Annotated in this window: 16 protein-coding genes; 4 read left to right on the top strand and 12 right to left on the bottom strand. The window is 62.4% G+C overall.

What is annotated here, in order from left to right; all coding sequences use genetic code 11:
- Window positions 1–181: 181 nt before the first annotated feature.
- On the top strand, window positions 182–670 hold the full coding sequence (locus QF039_RS17375) for a type VI secretion system tube protein Hcp (RefSeq protein WP_003208303.1): 489 nt from the start codon (window positions 182–184) through the stop codon (window positions 668–670).
- Between the two features lie 27 nt (window positions 671–697).
- On the opposite strand, the gene pnuC is transcribed toward QF039_RS17375, so the two are convergent.
- From pnuC to QF039_RS17315, 12 genes are all read right to left on the bottom strand, one after another.
- On the bottom strand, window positions 698–1,264 hold the full coding sequence (gene pnuC, locus QF039_RS17370; RefSeq protein ID WP_003208301.1) for a nicotinamide riboside transporter PnuC: 567 nt from the start codon (window positions 1,262–1,264) through the stop codon (window positions 698–700).
- A gap of 15 nt (window positions 1,265–1,279) precedes the next feature.
- Entirely contained in the window at window positions 1,280–2,116 is an 837-nt protein-coding gene (locus QF039_RS17365; protein WP_003208300.1) for a 5'-nucleotidase, lipoprotein e(P4) family, read from the bottom strand.
- 12 nt (window positions 2,117–2,128) lie between these two features.
- Window positions 2,129–4,276: a TonB-dependent siderophore receptor gene (locus tag QF039_RS17360; RefSeq protein WP_307519695.1), complete on the bottom strand. Its 2,148-nt coding sequence runs from the start codon at window positions 4,274–4,276 to the stop codon at window positions 2,129–2,131.
- 126 nt (window positions 4,277–4,402) lie between these two features.
- Window positions 4,403–5,275, bottom strand: a complete 873-nt coding sequence (locus QF039_RS17355) for a sulfurtransferase (RefSeq protein WP_307519693.1) — start codon at window positions 5,273–5,275, stop codon at window positions 4,403–4,405.
- Window positions 5,272–6,390, bottom strand: a complete 1,119-nt coding sequence (locus QF039_RS17350; protein WP_307519691.1) for a phosphotransferase — start codon at window positions 6,388–6,390, stop codon at window positions 5,272–5,274. The genes QF039_RS17355 and QF039_RS17350 overlap by 4 nt, the downstream gene beginning before the upstream one ends.
- Window positions 6,387–7,307 (bottom strand): ABC transporter substrate-binding protein, encoded by a 921-nt coding sequence (locus tag QF039_RS17345; protein WP_102369481.1) that lies wholly within the window; start codon window positions 7,305–7,307, stop codon window positions 6,387–6,389. Before QF039_RS17345 ends, QF039_RS17350 begins: the two co-directional genes overlap by 4 nt.
- 147 nt (window positions 7,308–7,454) lie before the next feature.
- Window positions 7,455–7,847 (bottom strand): Rid family hydrolase, encoded by a 393-nt coding sequence (locus QF039_RS17340; protein WP_003208292.1) that lies wholly within the window; start codon window positions 7,845–7,847, stop codon window positions 7,455–7,457.
- A gap of 8 nt (window positions 7,848–7,855) precedes the next feature.
- Window positions 7,856–9,205, bottom strand: a complete 1,350-nt coding sequence (locus tag QF039_RS17335) for an MFS transporter (RefSeq protein ID WP_008433139.1) — start codon at window positions 9,203–9,205, stop codon at window positions 7,856–7,858.
- A 91-nt stretch (window positions 9,206–9,296) separates the two neighbouring features.
- Window positions 9,297–10,010 (bottom strand): SDR family NAD(P)-dependent oxidoreductase, encoded by a 714-nt coding sequence (locus QF039_RS17330; protein WP_003208289.1) that lies wholly within the window; start codon window positions 10,008–10,010, stop codon window positions 9,297–9,299.
- A gap of 13 nt (window positions 10,011–10,023) precedes the next feature.
- Window positions 10,024–11,307 (bottom strand): NAD(P)/FAD-dependent oxidoreductase, encoded by a 1,284-nt coding sequence (locus QF039_RS17325; RefSeq protein WP_177080498.1) that lies wholly within the window; start codon window positions 11,305–11,307, stop codon window positions 10,024–10,026.
- 111 nt (window positions 11,308–11,418) lie between these two features.
- On the bottom strand, window positions 11,419–12,345 hold the full coding sequence (locus tag QF039_RS17320; RefSeq protein WP_003208286.1) for a LysR family transcriptional regulator: 927 nt from the start codon (window positions 12,343–12,345) through the stop codon (window positions 11,419–11,421).
- Between the two features lie 59 nt (window positions 12,346–12,404).
- Complete coding sequence (locus QF039_RS17315; protein ID WP_102369479.1) at window positions 12,405–13,610, bottom strand: DUF1835 domain-containing protein; 1,206 nt, start codon at window positions 13,608–13,610, stop codon at window positions 12,405–12,407.
- A gap of 193 nt (window positions 13,611–13,803) precedes the next feature.
- Here QF039_RS17315 and QF039_RS17310 point away from each other — a divergent pair, with 193 nt between their 5' ends.
- The 3 genes from QF039_RS17310 (at window position 13,804) to fetB (ending at window position 15,951) form a co-directional block, all read left to right on the top strand.
- The gene (locus QF039_RS17310) at window positions 13,804–14,268 is read left to right on the top strand and encodes a metallophosphoesterase family protein (protein ID WP_134326963.1); all 465 of its coding nucleotides are present in this window, start codon (window positions 13,804–13,806) and stop codon (window positions 14,266–14,268) included.
- Between the two features lie 214 nt (window positions 14,269–14,482).
- On the top strand, window positions 14,483–15,160 hold the full coding sequence (locus QF039_RS17305) for an ATP-binding cassette domain-containing protein (protein ID WP_307519683.1): 678 nt from the start codon (window positions 14,483–14,485) through the stop codon (window positions 15,158–15,160).
- Window positions 15,157–15,951 carry an iron export ABC transporter permease subunit FetB gene (fetB, locus tag QF039_RS17300; RefSeq protein WP_003208279.1) on the top strand — a complete coding sequence of 265 codons (795 nt, stop codon included), beginning with the start codon at window positions 15,157–15,159 and terminating at the stop codon, window positions 15,949–15,951. Before QF039_RS17305 ends, fetB begins: the two co-directional genes overlap by 4 nt.
- Window positions 15,952–15,973: the final 22 nt, after the last annotated feature.

Below are 15,973 nucleotides of genomic sequence, written 5' to 3'. Positions count from 1 at the left end.
CTCCTGGAGTTTGCGAGAGCCGAGAGAGTAGAGAGGGCGTGACGCAAATGAATGTAGGAGCGTTCGTCTTTTCAGGACAGGCGCTTCCTGATCCCTCTTGGGCGTCTTGTGAATACCACACCGCATAAGGAAGAGTGCGCCCCCTCGCCACTAACGGTGAAAACCAAGACAGGGAGTAAGCATGGCCACTGATATGTTTTTGAAACTGGGAGATATCAAGGGTGAGTCGCGGGACCAGACCCATCGCGACGAGATCGATATCGCCAACTGGGCATGGGGTTTATCTCAGGAGGGTTCCATGCATGCCGGCACCGGCGGTGGGGCGGGCAAGGTCAGCGTTGCCAACCTCAATCTCAAGAAAGCGCTGGATAAATCCAGCCCCAATCTGATGATGGCGTGTGCCAGTGGCAAGCATTATCCGGAGGCGCGTCTGGTGGTGCGCAAGGCTGGTGGTCCAAGCGCGGTGGAGTATTTGATCATCACCCTGAAGGAGGTGCTGGTGTGCGGCTACGACATCCGTACTGAAGATGACAGTGAACTACTTCAGGAAAGCATTGCCCTGAATTTTGCCAGTGTGGAAGTCAGCTACCAGGCGCAAAAAACCGACGGTGGCAAGGAAGGTGGCCCGGTAAAATTTGGCTGGAACATCCGGCAGAACGTCAAGATTTAAAGGGTGAAGCGGGCTTGGCCCGCTCACTCACTGCTCCTGTTGGCGCAGGTCACGCTGCCACGACACCAACCCATACGCCGCCAGCACCACAAACCCGGCATACAGCGCAGCGGTCAGTTGCAGGTCCTTGTACACAAACAGCCCCACGTAGACCGTATCCAGCACGATCCACAGCCACCAGCTCACCACATACTTGCGCGCCGCCCACAGGCTGGCCACCAGGCTGAAAGCGGTGAGCAGCGAGTCCAGCCACGGCAGTGCGGCATCGGTGAAGTGGTGCATGGCGGCGCCCAGCAGCAGCGCGCCGATCACCCCGGCGAGCAGGTGCCGCCATGCTTCCTGGACCGGCAGCCGTTCCACCCGCACCTTGCCCGCGTCGATGCGCCCGGTGCTCCAGCGCCACCAGCCGTAGCCCTGCAACACAGCGAAGACCAGTTGCAGGAGCATGTCGGAATACAGCTTCACGTCGAAGAAGATCCAGCCGTACAGCAACACCGCGACCACGCTGACCGGCCAGCACCAGCGCACCCGTCGGGCGGTGAGCCACACCCCGGCAATATTGAAGATCACAGCGACTATTTCCAGCGGCGTCATACGGTCCTCTCAGGGTCAGTTTTGCAGGTGCAGCGCCTGTTGCTTGAGCTGGCGCTTGCGTTCAAAGGGCAGTTTTTCCTGGTCGCCATACGGCGCGCTGTACCAGTTGCCGTAAGTCGGGTTGGGCAGCACGAACCAGCGCTGGCCGAGCCAGCCCAGGTAGGGTTCGGCGGCCTTGCGCTGGGCGTCCAGGGTGTTGTGTTCGGCCTGCACGAAATCCCCCAGGGAATCACCCGCCAGGATCAGCACGCGGGCGTGTTGGGCGACCCATTGGCGTCGGCAGTTCTTGCCGTAGCCGGCGTGTTCGCAGCCGCCAATGGGCGTGCCGGCAGCCAGTACCTGCTGCTCGCTGTCCACCGGAAAGCCCCGCAGGCGCAGGTTGTTGACGGTGGCCTGGACCTGGCTTTGCTCGCGGTTGGTGATGTAGTACACCGTGATGCCTTTGTGTTTGGCGGCCTGCAGGAACGTCACGGCGCCCGGCAGCGCCTGGGCCTTGGCCTGGTCGACCCAGGTGTTCCAGCGGTCGTAGGAGTAGACCTGGTTGTTGACGACGTCCCGGGCATTCAGCGGGATGTTGTCGAGCACGGTCTCGTCGATGTCGACGATCACCGCTGGCGGCAGCCCGGCCAGATTGCGCGGTGGCAAGGGCAGGGCGTCCCAGTCCGGGGTCTTGAGGGCCACGTCCAGTTGGCGAGTGGCGTTGGCGAACACCTGGCGGTAGATCAGCTCGTGCTCGATGGAGGTCTGGGTCCACAGCACCGCATCCAGCTGGTCGTTGGCGGGCGGTTGCTGCTGGCAGCCGACGAGGGCGGTGGAGAGCAGGCACACACTGGCAAAAATCAGATTACGCATGAACAGTCAGCCTCAAAAATTGACGGTGGCGGATAACCGCGCGGTGCGTGGCGCGCCCAGGAACAGGTAGCCATCGCCCGCCGATTCACCCACATCGCGCCAGTAGCGTTTGTCGAACAGGTTGTCGACGGTCAGGCGCAGCACAGTATCGTAATCACCGACTTTGGTGCTGTAGCGTCCGCCGACATCGAACACCGCATAGTCGTCGACCTTCACGCTGGCCTCGCGGTTCGCGTACTTGCTGCCGCTGTATTGCACGCCGCCGAGCAGGGCCAGGCCCTTGATCCCGGGAATGCTGTAGTCGCCGTGCAGGCTGGCGCGCAGCTTGGGTACGTTGATCGCCTGGTGGCCGTCGTAGTCGTCGGTGCCGCTGCCGCTCACCCGGGCGCGAATCGCCGCCACGCTGGCGGACACTTGCAGGTTGTCGGTCACCCGACCATTGGCCGAAAGCTCCAGGCCGACGTTCTTTTGCTGGCCTTGCTGCACGAAGGTGATGCTGCCGTCATCGTTGGGCCGGTTGTATTGCAGGTCCTGGGTGATCTGGAACAGCGCGGCGGTCAGGCTCAGGCGTTGGAAGTCACGCTTGATCCCCACTTCCAGCTGGCGCGAGGTGGTCGGCGGCAATACCTCATCGGCGTTGCTGCTGAACCATGCCGCGGTGCCGCCCAGGGACAGGCCCTTGCTGTAGCTGGCGTACAGGGTGGTGTCCGGGCGCGGCTTGTAGATCAGCGCCACCTGGGGCAGGAATACGCTGCGCTGGGTATGGCGGGTGGTGTCGCCGGCCTGGTCGTAGGTTTCTTCGTCGAGGCGCACCTGGCGCCCGCCGAGAATGGTTTGCCACTGCTCGTTGAAGCTGATGCGGTCGCTGGCGAACAGCCCGTATTGGCGGCTGTCCAGGCGCCGGTAGGTATGGCCCAGCGGCCCCTCGTAGGGGTCAAGCACCGGCGGCTTTTCGTAGATATTGCCCTCGCCGATGTATTCGTTGACCGATTCACGCCGGTCCACCAGGCGGCGCAAGGCAGTGGTGCCGAAGGTCAGGTCATGCTTGAGAAAACCGGTGTCGAACTGGCCGTTGAGGGCGGCCTGGGCTTCTTCGTTGCTGCGGGTGTCATCGGGGCTGCGGTAGTCCGAGATGTCGTAGTCGCCCTCGGCGCTGAAGTGGTTGGGCACTGCGGTGTTGGTGCAACTGGCGGCGCCGTAGCAACCCCAGGCGAAGGTGCTGTAGTCGTCGATCACCACGCGGCTGCGGGAGGCGCTGAAGCTGGCTTTCCAGGCCTCGTTGAAGCGGTATTCGAACAGGCCGTCGAGGTTCAGCGACTTGATGCCCACCGGGTTCGACCAGCTCTGGTAGCCCAGCAGATCCCGTGGCGACACGTTGTGGGGCACGGTGGTGCCGCCGAGCAATTGGTATCCGGGCACCGAGCGTTGCTCGCGGTTCTGGTATTCGGCGTTCAGTTGCAGCAGGGCGTTGGGGCTGATGTTCCAGTCGAGGGCCAGGGAGGCAAAATCCCGCTGGCCGTCGGCGTGGTCGACGTAGGAACGGATGTCTTCGTGGGCCAGGTTGACCCGCACCCCCACCTGCTGCTCGGCACCGAGCCAGCCGCCGACGTCGGTGGCCAGGTAGCGCTCGCCGTGTTCGTTGGTGGAGACAGTCACCGAGCGCACGTTCTCCGGGCGCTTGCTTACGTAGTTGATCAAGCCGCCGGGTTCGGACACGCCGCTTTGCAGCCCGGACAGGCCCTTGAGCACTTCCACTTGCTGCTTGTTTTCCAGTGCGACGTTCTGTTCGCCGGTGATGGTGCGACCGTTGATCTTGTAGCTGCTGGCCGGGTTCAACGAGAAACCGCGCACCACGAAATTCTCGTAGTAACCCACCGGCGCATAGCTGTCGCCGACCGAGGCGTCATTCTTCAATACTTCACTGAGCAGGCGGGCTTGCTGGTCTTTCAGGCGAGCCTCGGTGATCACCGCCACCGAGGCCGGGGTGTCCAGCAGCGGGGCGTTATCGAAGCCGGCGACAGCGGCCTTTTTCGCCTGGTAGTCGGTGGCCTGTTCACCGACTACGGTGACGGTGTCCAGGGTCGCGTCCTGGGCGTGGGCGGCCGTGGCGGCGAGGGTGATGCTCAGGGCGAGCAGGGTGTGACGGTACGGTGTTGCCATAAAAGGAGCGCTCCAAGGGCCTGCCCGCTGGCGCCTCGCGCTTTATTGGGCGCAAAGGGGCCCTGCGCTGCGCAACGGACGGGTTGCCAGTACGAAATTAAAAAGCCGGGGTCGCCGCAAAAGGCGTCAGGCCGGAGCTGCTCCGGTAGTCATTGGTAAGCGTGCGTCGGCGGCCCATTCCTGCAGCGAGCCGTCGTAGAGTGCGAGGTCCTGGCGACCCAGCAGGGTCAGGGCCAGGGCGTTGGCCGCCGCGGAAATTCCGCCGCCGCAGTACAGAATCAATGGACCGTCGCTGTGCAGCAGCGTGGGTCCGATAGCCACGGACAGGGCGTCCTTGGGCAGGTAGCGACCGTGTGCATCAAACAGCGTGCGTGCCGGCAGGTTGTGGCTGCCGGGAATGTGCCCGCGCCGGGCGTAGCGGGTGGCTGCGGTGCCGTCGAACAAGGCGCTGCCCAACGCGCAGACGAGTACGCCGGGTGCTTGGCCTGCGGCCACCGCCTCAACGCCTGCGCGGTCGATCCACAGTGGTGCGTAGGTGCTGATCGGCCAGGGTTCGACGACGGGTGTGTTTGCAGGCTGCCCGCTGTGCTGCGGTAACCCCGCCCGTTGCCAGGCGTTGAAACCACCGTCCAGCACGCCGGCGTGAATGCCCAGCCCGCGCAGCATCCACCACAGGCGTGCGGCCCAGAAACCGTCGGCGCGATCGTAGATCACCACGTTGCTGTCGGCGCCTGCACCCAGATTCGCCAGTGCCTGAATCAGGGCTTGTGGTGTTGGCAGGGCGAAGCTGTAGCTCGCTTGAACGTCGGCCAGATCGGTCAGCAAGTCGGCATGCCGTGCGCCGGGGATATGTGCGTGCAGCCAACCGGCATGACCGCTGGCGACCCGGTAATCACCGTCAAAACGCGGGGACGGCAGGACGACGGTGGCGTCGAGTATCACCAGCCCGGGCTCCCCGAGGTGGGCATGCAGCCAATCGGTATCGACCAGGATACTCATACGGATTTTCGCCGCAGGTGGTTGAGCAATCGTTGCCCCTGGGCACCGGCAAACCACTGCAGATGGCCCAGCAGGTAGGCGTGATAGGCCACGTCGGCACTGCGGGTGGAACCCACTACGCCTTGGTAGTACGCGATTTCGGACAGGGCAAAATCCACATGCACCAACGGCAGCAGGGCGCTCAGGGTGTGCAGGTCCTGGGCGCTCAATGGCCGGCCCCGGTGATAGCCGGTGAGCAATGCGTCGACGCTGTCGAGGTCCGCTGCTGCCAGGCCACCGCTGTCCAGGTCCAGCCAGGGCACGGCGTTGCGTTCGATGGCGGTCGCCAGGTCGTAGAGGGCGAAGGTGCGGTCGGCGAGGCCGAAGTCCAGCACGCTGGCGACGTTGCCGTCTGCATGCCACAGCAGGTTCGAGGCGTGCCAGTCGTTATGGGTCCAGAGCGCCGGTTGTTGGTGCAGCAAGGGTTGCAGGGGCGCGTGCCAGGGCAACAGCAGCTCGGTCAGCCGTGTGTGCCAATCCTTGTCGGCAAGGTACTCGGTCAGCGCCGGGGTATTGGCGATCGCGGCCAGTGGCGCGGGTTGTTCGATCACCCGGGCATTGGCCAGCAGCACTTCTGTTTGACGGCGGGGTGCGCTGTAGTGCTCGGCTGCGATGTGCAATCGAGCCAGCGCCACACCCGCCGCCTGCGCATGTTGAGTGCTTTGGAAGGGCGACCACGACAGCGCATCGCGGTACAGGTCAAGGCCCTCGGCGACATGGTGAATCTCGTAGGTCCATTCACCTTGCGTCGTGGCCGTTGCACCGTGGCGGTTCGGCACCACTGCGGCAACCGGTGCGCCGTGGCGATGCAGGTGGGCGATCAGGCGGTGTTCTTCTTCCAGCCATGCGGCTTGGCGCACGTGTCGGTGATGCCGTTTGACGAACAGGGTGGCGCCGCCGGTATTGATCAGCCCGGCAGCGGAGAACGGTCGCGGGCTGTGCCAATGCAAACTGCGCAGTTGACCCAGTTGCGGGTACTCGTGCAGCAACTGTTGGATATCTGCTTCGTGCAGCGCTGGCCAGTCGGCAGCTACCGGATCAAGCCCCAGGCCATGGGCGGTGCGTTGTGGATTCATGCCGTCGCCCCGGGCAGATAGGCGTTGCTGGTTGCCCCTTGCCACACCTGCGGATTGTCGAGCACCGCGTGCTCGTGCAGCCACTCGGCATAAGGTTTCAGCAGCGCCTGGCGTTGCTCGCCCCAACGACCGTCATGCAGCCAGGTCGGAGCGATTTTGTGCAGGGATGCGCTGAGCAATTCCGCCGGGAAATACGGTGTGGTGTGCTCATAGGCCGCCAGCGCGATGGCTGGCTCTTCGGCCACGGCGAGATAGCCACGGGCGGTGGCCGCGAGGAAATCACGCACCAACCCGGGCTGCTCGGCGAGGGTTTGTTCGTGGGCGCCCAACAGGTAGCTGTGATACGCCGGTGCGCCAATCTGATCCACCGGCAACACCACCCGGCGTTCCGCTTCGATGGGGCTGTGCATCAACGCTTCCCAGGCCCAGTAGCCGCCGAAACTGGCATCGGCGATGCCTTCGGCCAACTGTTCGGGCCGCAACTCACGTACGCCGCTGTCCACCAGGATCACGCCATCAGGGTCGCCACCGTCGTTGCTCACAAGGTGACGCACCATCGCCAAACCCCGTGGCGTGGGGTTGAGCGCCAGGCGCTTGCCCACCAGGTCTCGTGGGCGGCGGATGCCGGAGTCGGTCAGGGTTTGAATCGACTCAAGGCCCGCATGATTGATCGCCGCGATGCCTTGCAGGGCTTGCCCCTGGCCGCGCCGGACCAGCAGGCGGTTGCTGGGGAAAATGCCGAAGTCCGCCGCGCCGGTCAGCAGGTGCTCAAGGGTGTCGCCACGGTAGGGGTCGTGCACCACCAACTCCACATCCAGGCCCAGCTCGGCGTACCAGCCGCGTTCCCGCGCCAGGTACAAACCCGCCGAATTCGGCCAGGGATGAAAGTACTCCAGCATTACCTTTACCGACACCATCGCTTGCTTCTCCAGCCTGCAGTCTTTTGATGGGGGCGATTTATAAGGGAGCAATCTGGTATATACCAATATCGTTTATTGCTATGGATATAACCGGGACCAAAAAAAACCGCGGCCCAAGCCGCGGTTTTTTACTCATCGCCTGGGTCAATCGGCAACGATGGCGTACGTTTCGATTTCGACTTTCTGCCAGGGGCGCAGCATCGAATCCACCTGAATCAGGCTGCTGGCCGGGCGAATGGCGTCGAACACCTCGCTGTGTGCCTTGGCGACGGAGGCGGCATCGTTGATATCCCGCAGGTAGACCACGGTGCGCACTACGTCTTCAGGGCCCATGCCCGCCTCGGCCAACACCTTGTTGACGGTGACGAGAATGGCCTGGGCCTGTTCGTAAGCATTGCTGTGTTCGTAATCGGGTGAGGCGCAGGTGCCGGAGATGTGCAGGTGGTTGCCAACGCGAACGGCGCGGGAATAACCGAACACGTTTTCGTACTGACCGCCCGAGGAAATAGTTTGCCGCGCTGTGGTTTTACTGGTCATGGTGGTTCTCATGTTGGGAGGGGTTTACCGGTGGAGTCCTTGACGAACAGGATCGAAATCAGGCCGACCACGGCACCGCCGATCAGGTACCAGGCGGGAATCATCTGGTTGCCAGTGATCGATATCAGCCAGGTATTGATCAGCGGGGCCGTGCCTCCGAACAGCGAGACCGCGACGTTGTAGCTCAAGGCGAGGGCGCTGTAGCGCACGCGGGCCTTGAACAGCGAAGTCATGGTGGCCGGCATCGCTCCTTCAAAAAACAACTGGGCGAGGGTCAGAATCAGCAGGGCGGCCAGCAGCAACCCGACACTCTGGGTATGCAGTAGCATGAAGCAGGGGAACGCCATGACGATCAGCAGCACGCAGCCGGTAATGATCATCCGGTTCCGGCCCAGTCGGTCGGCCAGCAAGCCTGAAACCGGGATCAACACCAGCATGAACAGCGTCGCGGCCATCCCCAGGTTCCTGGCGAACGTATTGCTGTACCCGAGTACGTTTTCCAGATAACCCGGGATGTACCCGAGGATGATGTAGTAGGTCACGTTGAACACGGTGACCAGGCCCATGCATTGCAGGATTTTCGGCCATTCGTTGACCAGTAAGCTGAACAGGCTGGGTTCGGCGCCCGTCGCCTTTCGCAGTTTTTCGTTGGCCTGGATTTCCTTGAACACTGGTGTTTCTTCCAGGCCAAGGCGCAAGTAGAGGGCGATCAGGCCGAGCAGGCCGCCAATCGCAAAGGGCACGCGCCAGCCCCAGTCCTGCATGGCTTGTTCGCCCAGGCCCAGGGTAAACAGGCTGACCACTGCACCGCCCAGCAGGAACCCGGAGATATTGCCGAATTCCAGCCAACTGGTGAAAAAGCTGCGTCGCTCGTCCGGCGAATGCTCGGCGATGAACGTGCAGGAGCCGCCGTACTCGCCACCCGCCGACAGGCCCTGGAGCAGACGCATGAGAATCAACAGGACGGGCGCAAACAGGCCGATGCTCGCGTAACTCGGGATCAAGGCAATGGCGAAGGTTGCGACGGCCATCAGCGTGATGCTCAGCGACAGCGCCGTGCGCCGGCCAAACTTGTCGCCAATGGGACCGAATACCAGGCTGCCCAGTGGCCGAATCAGGAAGCCCGCCGCGAAGGTGGCGTAGATCGCCATCAACTGGGTGGTCGGGTTGTCGTTGTGGAAGAACGTCTTGCCGATGATGCCGGCGAGAGAGGAGTAGAGCGCAAAGTCGAACCATTCGACCATATTGCCCAGTGTCACGCCGACGACCGCTTTGGTCAGCCGTTTGCGTGAGGGTTCAGCCGATGCACGGTCGGCGGGAAACCCTTGATGAATCGAGGAAGCGTGAACTTCGCCCATGATATTGCCCTCTGGAATAATTGTAGTGAGGCAGCAGTCAATAGGGAGTGGCAGGCCCACGTCTGATGCGCGGGGCCTGCGGAGGCTGGGGTCATCGCATATACACGCCCCCGGCGATGCACAATGATTCGCCTGTTATGTAGGAGGGTTTGGCGCTCAGTTGCCAGACCCAGTCGGCGATTTCTTCGACCCGCGCGGCGCGTTTCAAGGGGATCGATTCGATGGCGGCCTCGATGCGCCCGCCGGCACGGGTGCCTTCGGTGTCCACCCAGCCCGGGGCCAGTGCGTTGACCACAATATTGTCGCCGGCCAGTTCGATGGCCAGGGAGCGGGTCATCGACACCACAGCAGCCTTGGAGGCGCTGTAGAGCAACTGGTTTTTCGACACGGTGAACGCATCCACCGAGGCGAAGAACACGATAGCGCCTCCGCCGGCGGCTTTCAGGTGACGGGTGCCGATACGTGCGATGTTCAGTGAGCCCAGCACGTTGATGTCAAATATCTTGCGGTACAGCGCTTCGCTGAAGCTATCCAGGGATGACGTGGGAAAGATCCCCGCCGCATTCACTACGGCTCGCAGCGGTGCCTTGCCGTCCAGGGCGGCATCGAGGGTACGGGCCAGTGTGGCCTCCTGGGTGATGTCGCCGACCACTGGCGAAAACAAGGGGCTCGCCGGCTGTGTGCTGGGTGTTACGTCCACAGCGACGACGTGCCAGCCTTCGGCCTGAAAGCGCTGTGCGACGGCCTGGCCCATGCCCGAGGACGTCCCGGTGACGATAACGCTGGAGTGCGGTGCAGTGTTCATAAGGGCTATCCGATCAGGCGTATTGAGGAAGAGGGGTGCCGGGTTGCAGAGCCAGTTCCAGCACATCCAGTTGGCGCTGGGTGTCCTGGTAGTTGCTCAGCCATTCGCGCTTGACGATATCGATGCGTGAGTCGGCCGGCTGCAACTGGGCAAACTTCGCCGCCAGGCTTTGCATGCCACGCTCGCGCAGGGTGAGAAAGCGCATCACTAGCCGGGTCTGCTCGCAATACACCGGCCATTGCGGGCCACGTGGGGCGCCCAGGCCGATGTAGAACAGGCCTTCCAGGTTGGTCGGCAAGGTCATCGCGGCGGTACGCAGCGGAACACCGTCACGCCATTGCAGCAGGCGTTCATCGAGGAACGGCAGGCGCGTGTTGAAACCGGTAGCCCAGACGATGGTGTCGTAATCGACCTGGCTGCCATCGGTGAACGTGACAGTCTTGCCCTGGATGCTCTCGATACCCGGTGCGACCTTGATTCGGCCGTGCTGGATCCAGTACAGCAGCAAGGTGTTGACCACCGGCGGTTGCGCATCCAGGTCGTAGGTATCCGGTGCCGGTAGCCCGGGGTAATTCTTGTGGGTGCCGACGCTGGCCATGATCAGCATGTTCATGAGCATGTTCTGCTGTTCTGGCGGCAATTGCCCCAGCAGCGGCAGCTCGCCCCGGGGCAGGCCGAACAGGGTCTTGGGCTGGAACAGTTGGCCGCGTCGGATCGCAATGGTGGTGTCCAGGCGAGCCTGGGCGGCATCCACTGCGAGGTCGCATCCGGAGTTGCCAAACCCCACCACCAGCACCTTGCCTTGCACCTGCTGCACGTTGCGGTATTCGCCGGAGTGAATCGACACGCCGGTGAACCCCTTGCTTACTTGCGGGATCTTGCAATCCCACAGGTGACCGTTGGCCACCAGCACGCCGCTGTAGTGTTTGTGGGTGCCGTCTGCCAGGGTCACCTGCCAGCCCGCTTCGCCGTTCTCGTCCAGGGGCTTCAGGCTGCGCACTTCGGTGTTGAAGGTGATCTTTTCGCGCAGGCCGAAGGTGTCGGTGTAGGCGTTCATGTACGCCTTGACCTGATCGCGGCTCGGGTACACCGGATAGTCAGCGGGCATCGGGAACCCGTCAAAGAAGGAACTGCTCTTGGGGGTGATCAGGTGCAAGGCATCGTAGTCGCTGTTCCAGTGACCGCCGATGTTCGCGGACTTTTCGAAGCAGTCCACCTCGAAACCGGCGTCGGTCATGGTCTTCAGCGCCGCCAGCCCTGCGGCCCCGGCACCAATGATGCAGTAGTGATTGGACATGCTGGCTCCCCATTCAAGCGCCTGTTGTGGCGTCGGTGGCTGGAGTATCCCGCTCGGCAAGAGGTGGATGAATGGGCTAAGTCATGTGTTTCCTATAGGTGATCCCTATGGCTAGAGCGTCTCCAGGTGCGCATACAGGTTCTGGATGCGGCTCAAGTGGCTGCGCATCAGGTTGATCAGCACCCGGGTGGGCGGCGAAATAGGCGTGTCGTGGCGATGGATAAAGCCGAATACCTCGAAGATCGCCGGGCTGATCGGCACCCAGCCCAAGCGATCATTGAAGCCCAGCTGATGCAGGATCGGGCGCGTGGCAATCACATCGCCGAGTCCGCGCGCAGCCAGCTCGAAGCCGGTGATCTGGTGCTCCACTTCGATGATCGGGTCCAGCACCTCGCCGCCCTTGGACGCCAATTGCCCCAACAACCGGCGAATCGGGTCGGCGGTGCGCCAGCGCGCCTCGGTGAGAATCAACGGTGCCACCGCCAGGTCGCTGATGGTTTTCGGGCCCTTGAGTCGCTCCGGGTCGGCACTGATATAGCCGACCTGGGCCGACCAGACCGGCTCGCTGACGGTCAGGTTCTGCTGCTTGATCGGCAGCATCACCAGCCCCGCTTCAATTTCGCCCTGGCTCACCAGCTCGGCGATTTCCGAGGAGTTGTAGCCGACGATCTTGATCCGCATATCCGGGTGCTGGGTGCGGAACTGCTCGATCAGGTCTGTGAGGAAATAGTGGTGGGCGGTGCCGAAGGTGCCAAAACTGGCCACGCCACCGGACAGTTCACGCACAGCCTGCACCGCTTCATAGCCCTGGCGTGCTGACGTCACCATGCCTTGTGCAAATGGCTGCAGGCGGCGTCCGGCTTCGGTGAGCATCAGTCGGCGATTGGTGCGGATGAACACGTGGGTACCCAGGTGCTCCTCCAGCCGCAGGATCTGCTCGGACAATGAGGGTTGGGAAATATGCAGGCTTTCCGCCGCCTTGGAGAACGTACCGTGCTCGATGGCGGCGAGAAAGTAGTTGAGCTGTTGTAAGGTCATCGCGCTGAACCGTTACCTGTTTGGCTCAACATGACACAGATCAAAGCTGTCGCGAAGAATCAATCACGCCATACGGGCATGCCATGTTCGTCAATTGTCCAGTGCGGGTGGCGCGGTCGCAGGCAGACGCCACCTACCCAGCGTTCTTCCGTTGCATGATCCGGCCAGTAGGCTGCGCCGTTCAGAACCTGGCGACCCAGCGCAGTCAGCGCCAACACCCGCTGTGGCCATGGCAACTGGGCCCCGGACTCGATCAACAGGGGATTCTCGCCATCGATCAACGGCCGCATCAGCGCATGAAACATCATGTCTCCCAGGTACGGCAGTGGTTCACGCTTGCCCATCAGCTCGGCGAACACCCGGCCAAACGGCACCGGCCCGGCTTCATCCACGTATTGCAGGGACAGGCGCTCGGTCAGGGACAAACCGTCCTGCACACCTGGTAACTCCTGCAACTGTCGGCGCAATGCCGGGGCCAGGAAGGGCAGGGAGGTGGAGCTACTCCGGGCCAGTTCCGCCAGCTTGATCGGCGAGCTGGCGCAATACGCCAGCCAGGCCTGTCGCGCCAGTTGCAGCATGTCCTCGTCGACCTGTCGGCGCTGCGGCCACAGCCACGCCAATACTTCAGGCGCCAGTTGGCCGATGCCGATAAAACGCTGCACGCCGGGGATACGATCGACTTCGATCAACTCCAGTTTTTCAGGCAGATGCTCAAGCCCAGCCAGCGCGCGAATCAGGAACAATTGATCGTACGCATCCGCCTCACACCACAACACGCTGTGGCCGGCGCTGCCCAGTTGTTCAAGATGGTGATATTCGTCCGCATGCCGGCGCGCCACTTCGGCCTCATCCATGGCAAACACCTGGCTGATATAGCGGCTGCGAACGGCCTGGTATTGCTCGGCAGGCAGGTCCTGCACCGGGCCCATGCACAATGGGTCAATCAGCATCCGGAAGCGGCCCTTGAACCCCGCCACGCCCAGGCTGTGGGCGATATCGTTGCCGCAGCGCCAGTGGGTGGTGCGGGCTTCATCGCTGGCGTCGAAACCTGGATGGCGGGCGGCAAAATCCACCGCATCGACGTGGGCCTTGAGCTTGGGCCAGCTGGGAAAACCGAGTTCCTTGGCGATCGACCATTGGGCATCGGATAAGGTCGGGGTTGCGGCGGCATCGGCGCTTTTCAGGCGCTGCAAAAGTTCCTTGGCGCGCTTGCGCTGCTGCTCAAGGTTGATACGGCCGTTAGTGGACGAGAATGATTGCGACATACGATCTCCTTGTACAAACCTTGTCCGCTTTAAGGTTGGGAGTCGTAGAAATGTGATATTCAGTCAAGGTCTTGGGCGCAGCCCTTTCCGCGGATGGTGGCGTAGATGGCGCCAGGCGGGAAATATAGGCAGTGCAATGATTGATTGCAAGCCACCCGGTGGATCGCGCCGGGGTTTTGCACAGGAGACGTTCATGAAAGTTGGTGTGATTTCCGATACCCACGGCTTGCTCCGTGCCGAGGCCCTGGCGGCCCTGGAAGGGTGCGAGCAGATTGTTCACGCCGGGGACATCGGTAGCCCGGAGATCCTTGAGTTGCTGGCCTCGATTGCGCCATTGCATGTGGTGCGCGGCAATAACGACCTCGATGCCGCGTGGGCAGAGCATTTGGCCGACCGGCTGGATTTTGACCTGAACGGCTGGCGGGCGTTGCTGGTGCATGACGTTGCCGATGTGCCGAAGGAGCTTGATCCGGGCATCCGGCTGGTGATCACTGGCCACTCTCACAAACCATTGATCGAGTGGCACGGCGAGCGGCTGTTTCTCAACCCTGGCAGTGCAGGGCGGCGACGTTTCAAGTTGCCGGTGACCCTGGCGTTGCTTGAGGTGCGCGAGAAATCCATCAAGCCGCGCCTGGTGTCGCTGGAGCCCAAGCGCTGAAGAACGCTGAGGCGAGGGAGCTTGCTGTGGCGAGGGAGCTTGCTCCCGCTGGGCTGCGCAGCAGCCCCAAGAAATTAACGGTGTTTTTTCAGGTGTATCGCAGTGGCTTTATTGGGGCCGCTTCGCAGCCCAGCGGGAGCAAGCTCCCTCGCCACGGGGGACGTGCCCTGTCTTACCATTTGCGTCTGAATCAGGAACAAGGATCATCAACGCCATGAGCGTATTAGTCGAAACCCGGGCGCTCACGCGGATGGACGAGCGCCGCCAGCTGCAACTGCTGCAGCCCACGAACTTCCAGCTGCACCGCGCCGACCGCCTATCCATCACCGGTTCATCCGGCTCCGGCAAAAGTGTATTCCTTCGGGCACTCGCCTTGCTCGACGCGCCGACCTCAGGGGATATCCTCTGGAACGGGAAGGTCATCGCCAACGCGCAAGTCCCGCAGTATCGCAGCCGCATCAGCTACCTCTCCCAACGCCCGGCGCTGATCGAAGGCACGGTGGAAGACAACTTGCGTTTCCCCTACAGCCTCAAGGCCTTGCATCACCTGAGTTTCGACCCGCAGGCGGTCAAGGCGCTGCTGGCCCACGCGGGCAAGGAATCGGGTTTTCTGGCAAAAAATGCCGGGGATTTATCCGGTGGTGAGTCCCAGGTGGTGTCACTGATCCGTACCCTGCAACTCAATCCCGATGTGCTGTTGCTGGACGAACCTACCGCCGCTCTCGACCCGGCCTCGTCCGGGGAGGTCGAGGCGTTGATCAGTGCCTGGGCCGAAGCGGATAGCGCTCACGCCTATATCTGGGTGTCCCACGACCTTGAGCAGGCGCAACGCATGAGCACCACCCATTTGCATATGGACGCCGGCGTGCTGACGGGGGCCGTGCAGCCATGAATTATCACGACCTCACGGCACTGGACATGGCCATCGCCGCCTCGCTGATCCTGATCAACGGTGCGCTGTCGCTGTTGTTGCGGCTGGGGCTGGAGCGTCAGCTGTTCTGGGCGGCTGTGCGCACGGTGGTGCAGTTGTTGGCGATCGGTTACCTGCTGGGCTGGGTCTTTGAATTTGCCTACTGGTATGTGGTGCTGCCGCTGATGTGCCTGATGACTCTGATCGCCGGGCTCTCGGCTGCCGGGCGTGGGAAGCGGACCTATGCGGGGCAGCGGGCCGACAGTATTGTGTCGGTGTGGGGCAGTTCCTGGTTGGTGACGGCTGTTGGCCTGTTCGCGATTATCCGGATTCACCCGTGGTACGAGCCGCAGTATGCGATTCCGATCCTTGGGATGATTCTGGGTAATACGCTTACCGGGGTGTCTCTGGGGATTGAGCGTATGACTCAGGAGCTGACCTCCGGCCGCAATACCATCGAGATGATTCTGGCCCTCGGTGGTTCACGCTGGGAGGCGGCGCAGGATGCGATTCGCCAGGCTGTGCGGGCCGGGATGATTCCGACGCTGAACCAGATGACGGTGGTGGGGATTGTGAGCTTGCCGGGGATGATGACTGGCCAGGTGCTGGCCGGGGAAAGTCCGGTGGACGCGGTGCGTTATCAGATTGTGATTATGTTTTTGATCGCTGCGTCGTCGGCGTTGGGCACGGTAGGTGCGGTGTTGCTGACCTACCGTCGACTGTTTTCAGCCAGCCATCGTTTCCTGCGGTTCAGGCTCGAAGAGCGGGTGTAGCGCAGGCGCTATCGGATCCCCA

It is taken from the genome of Pseudomonas sp. W2I6, assembly GCF_030815935.1.
Classification (GTDB): Bacteria; Pseudomonadota; Gammaproteobacteria; order Pseudomonadales; family Pseudomonadaceae; genus Aquipseudomonas.
This window is presented reverse-complemented; position numbering and strand designations above follow the sequence as displayed.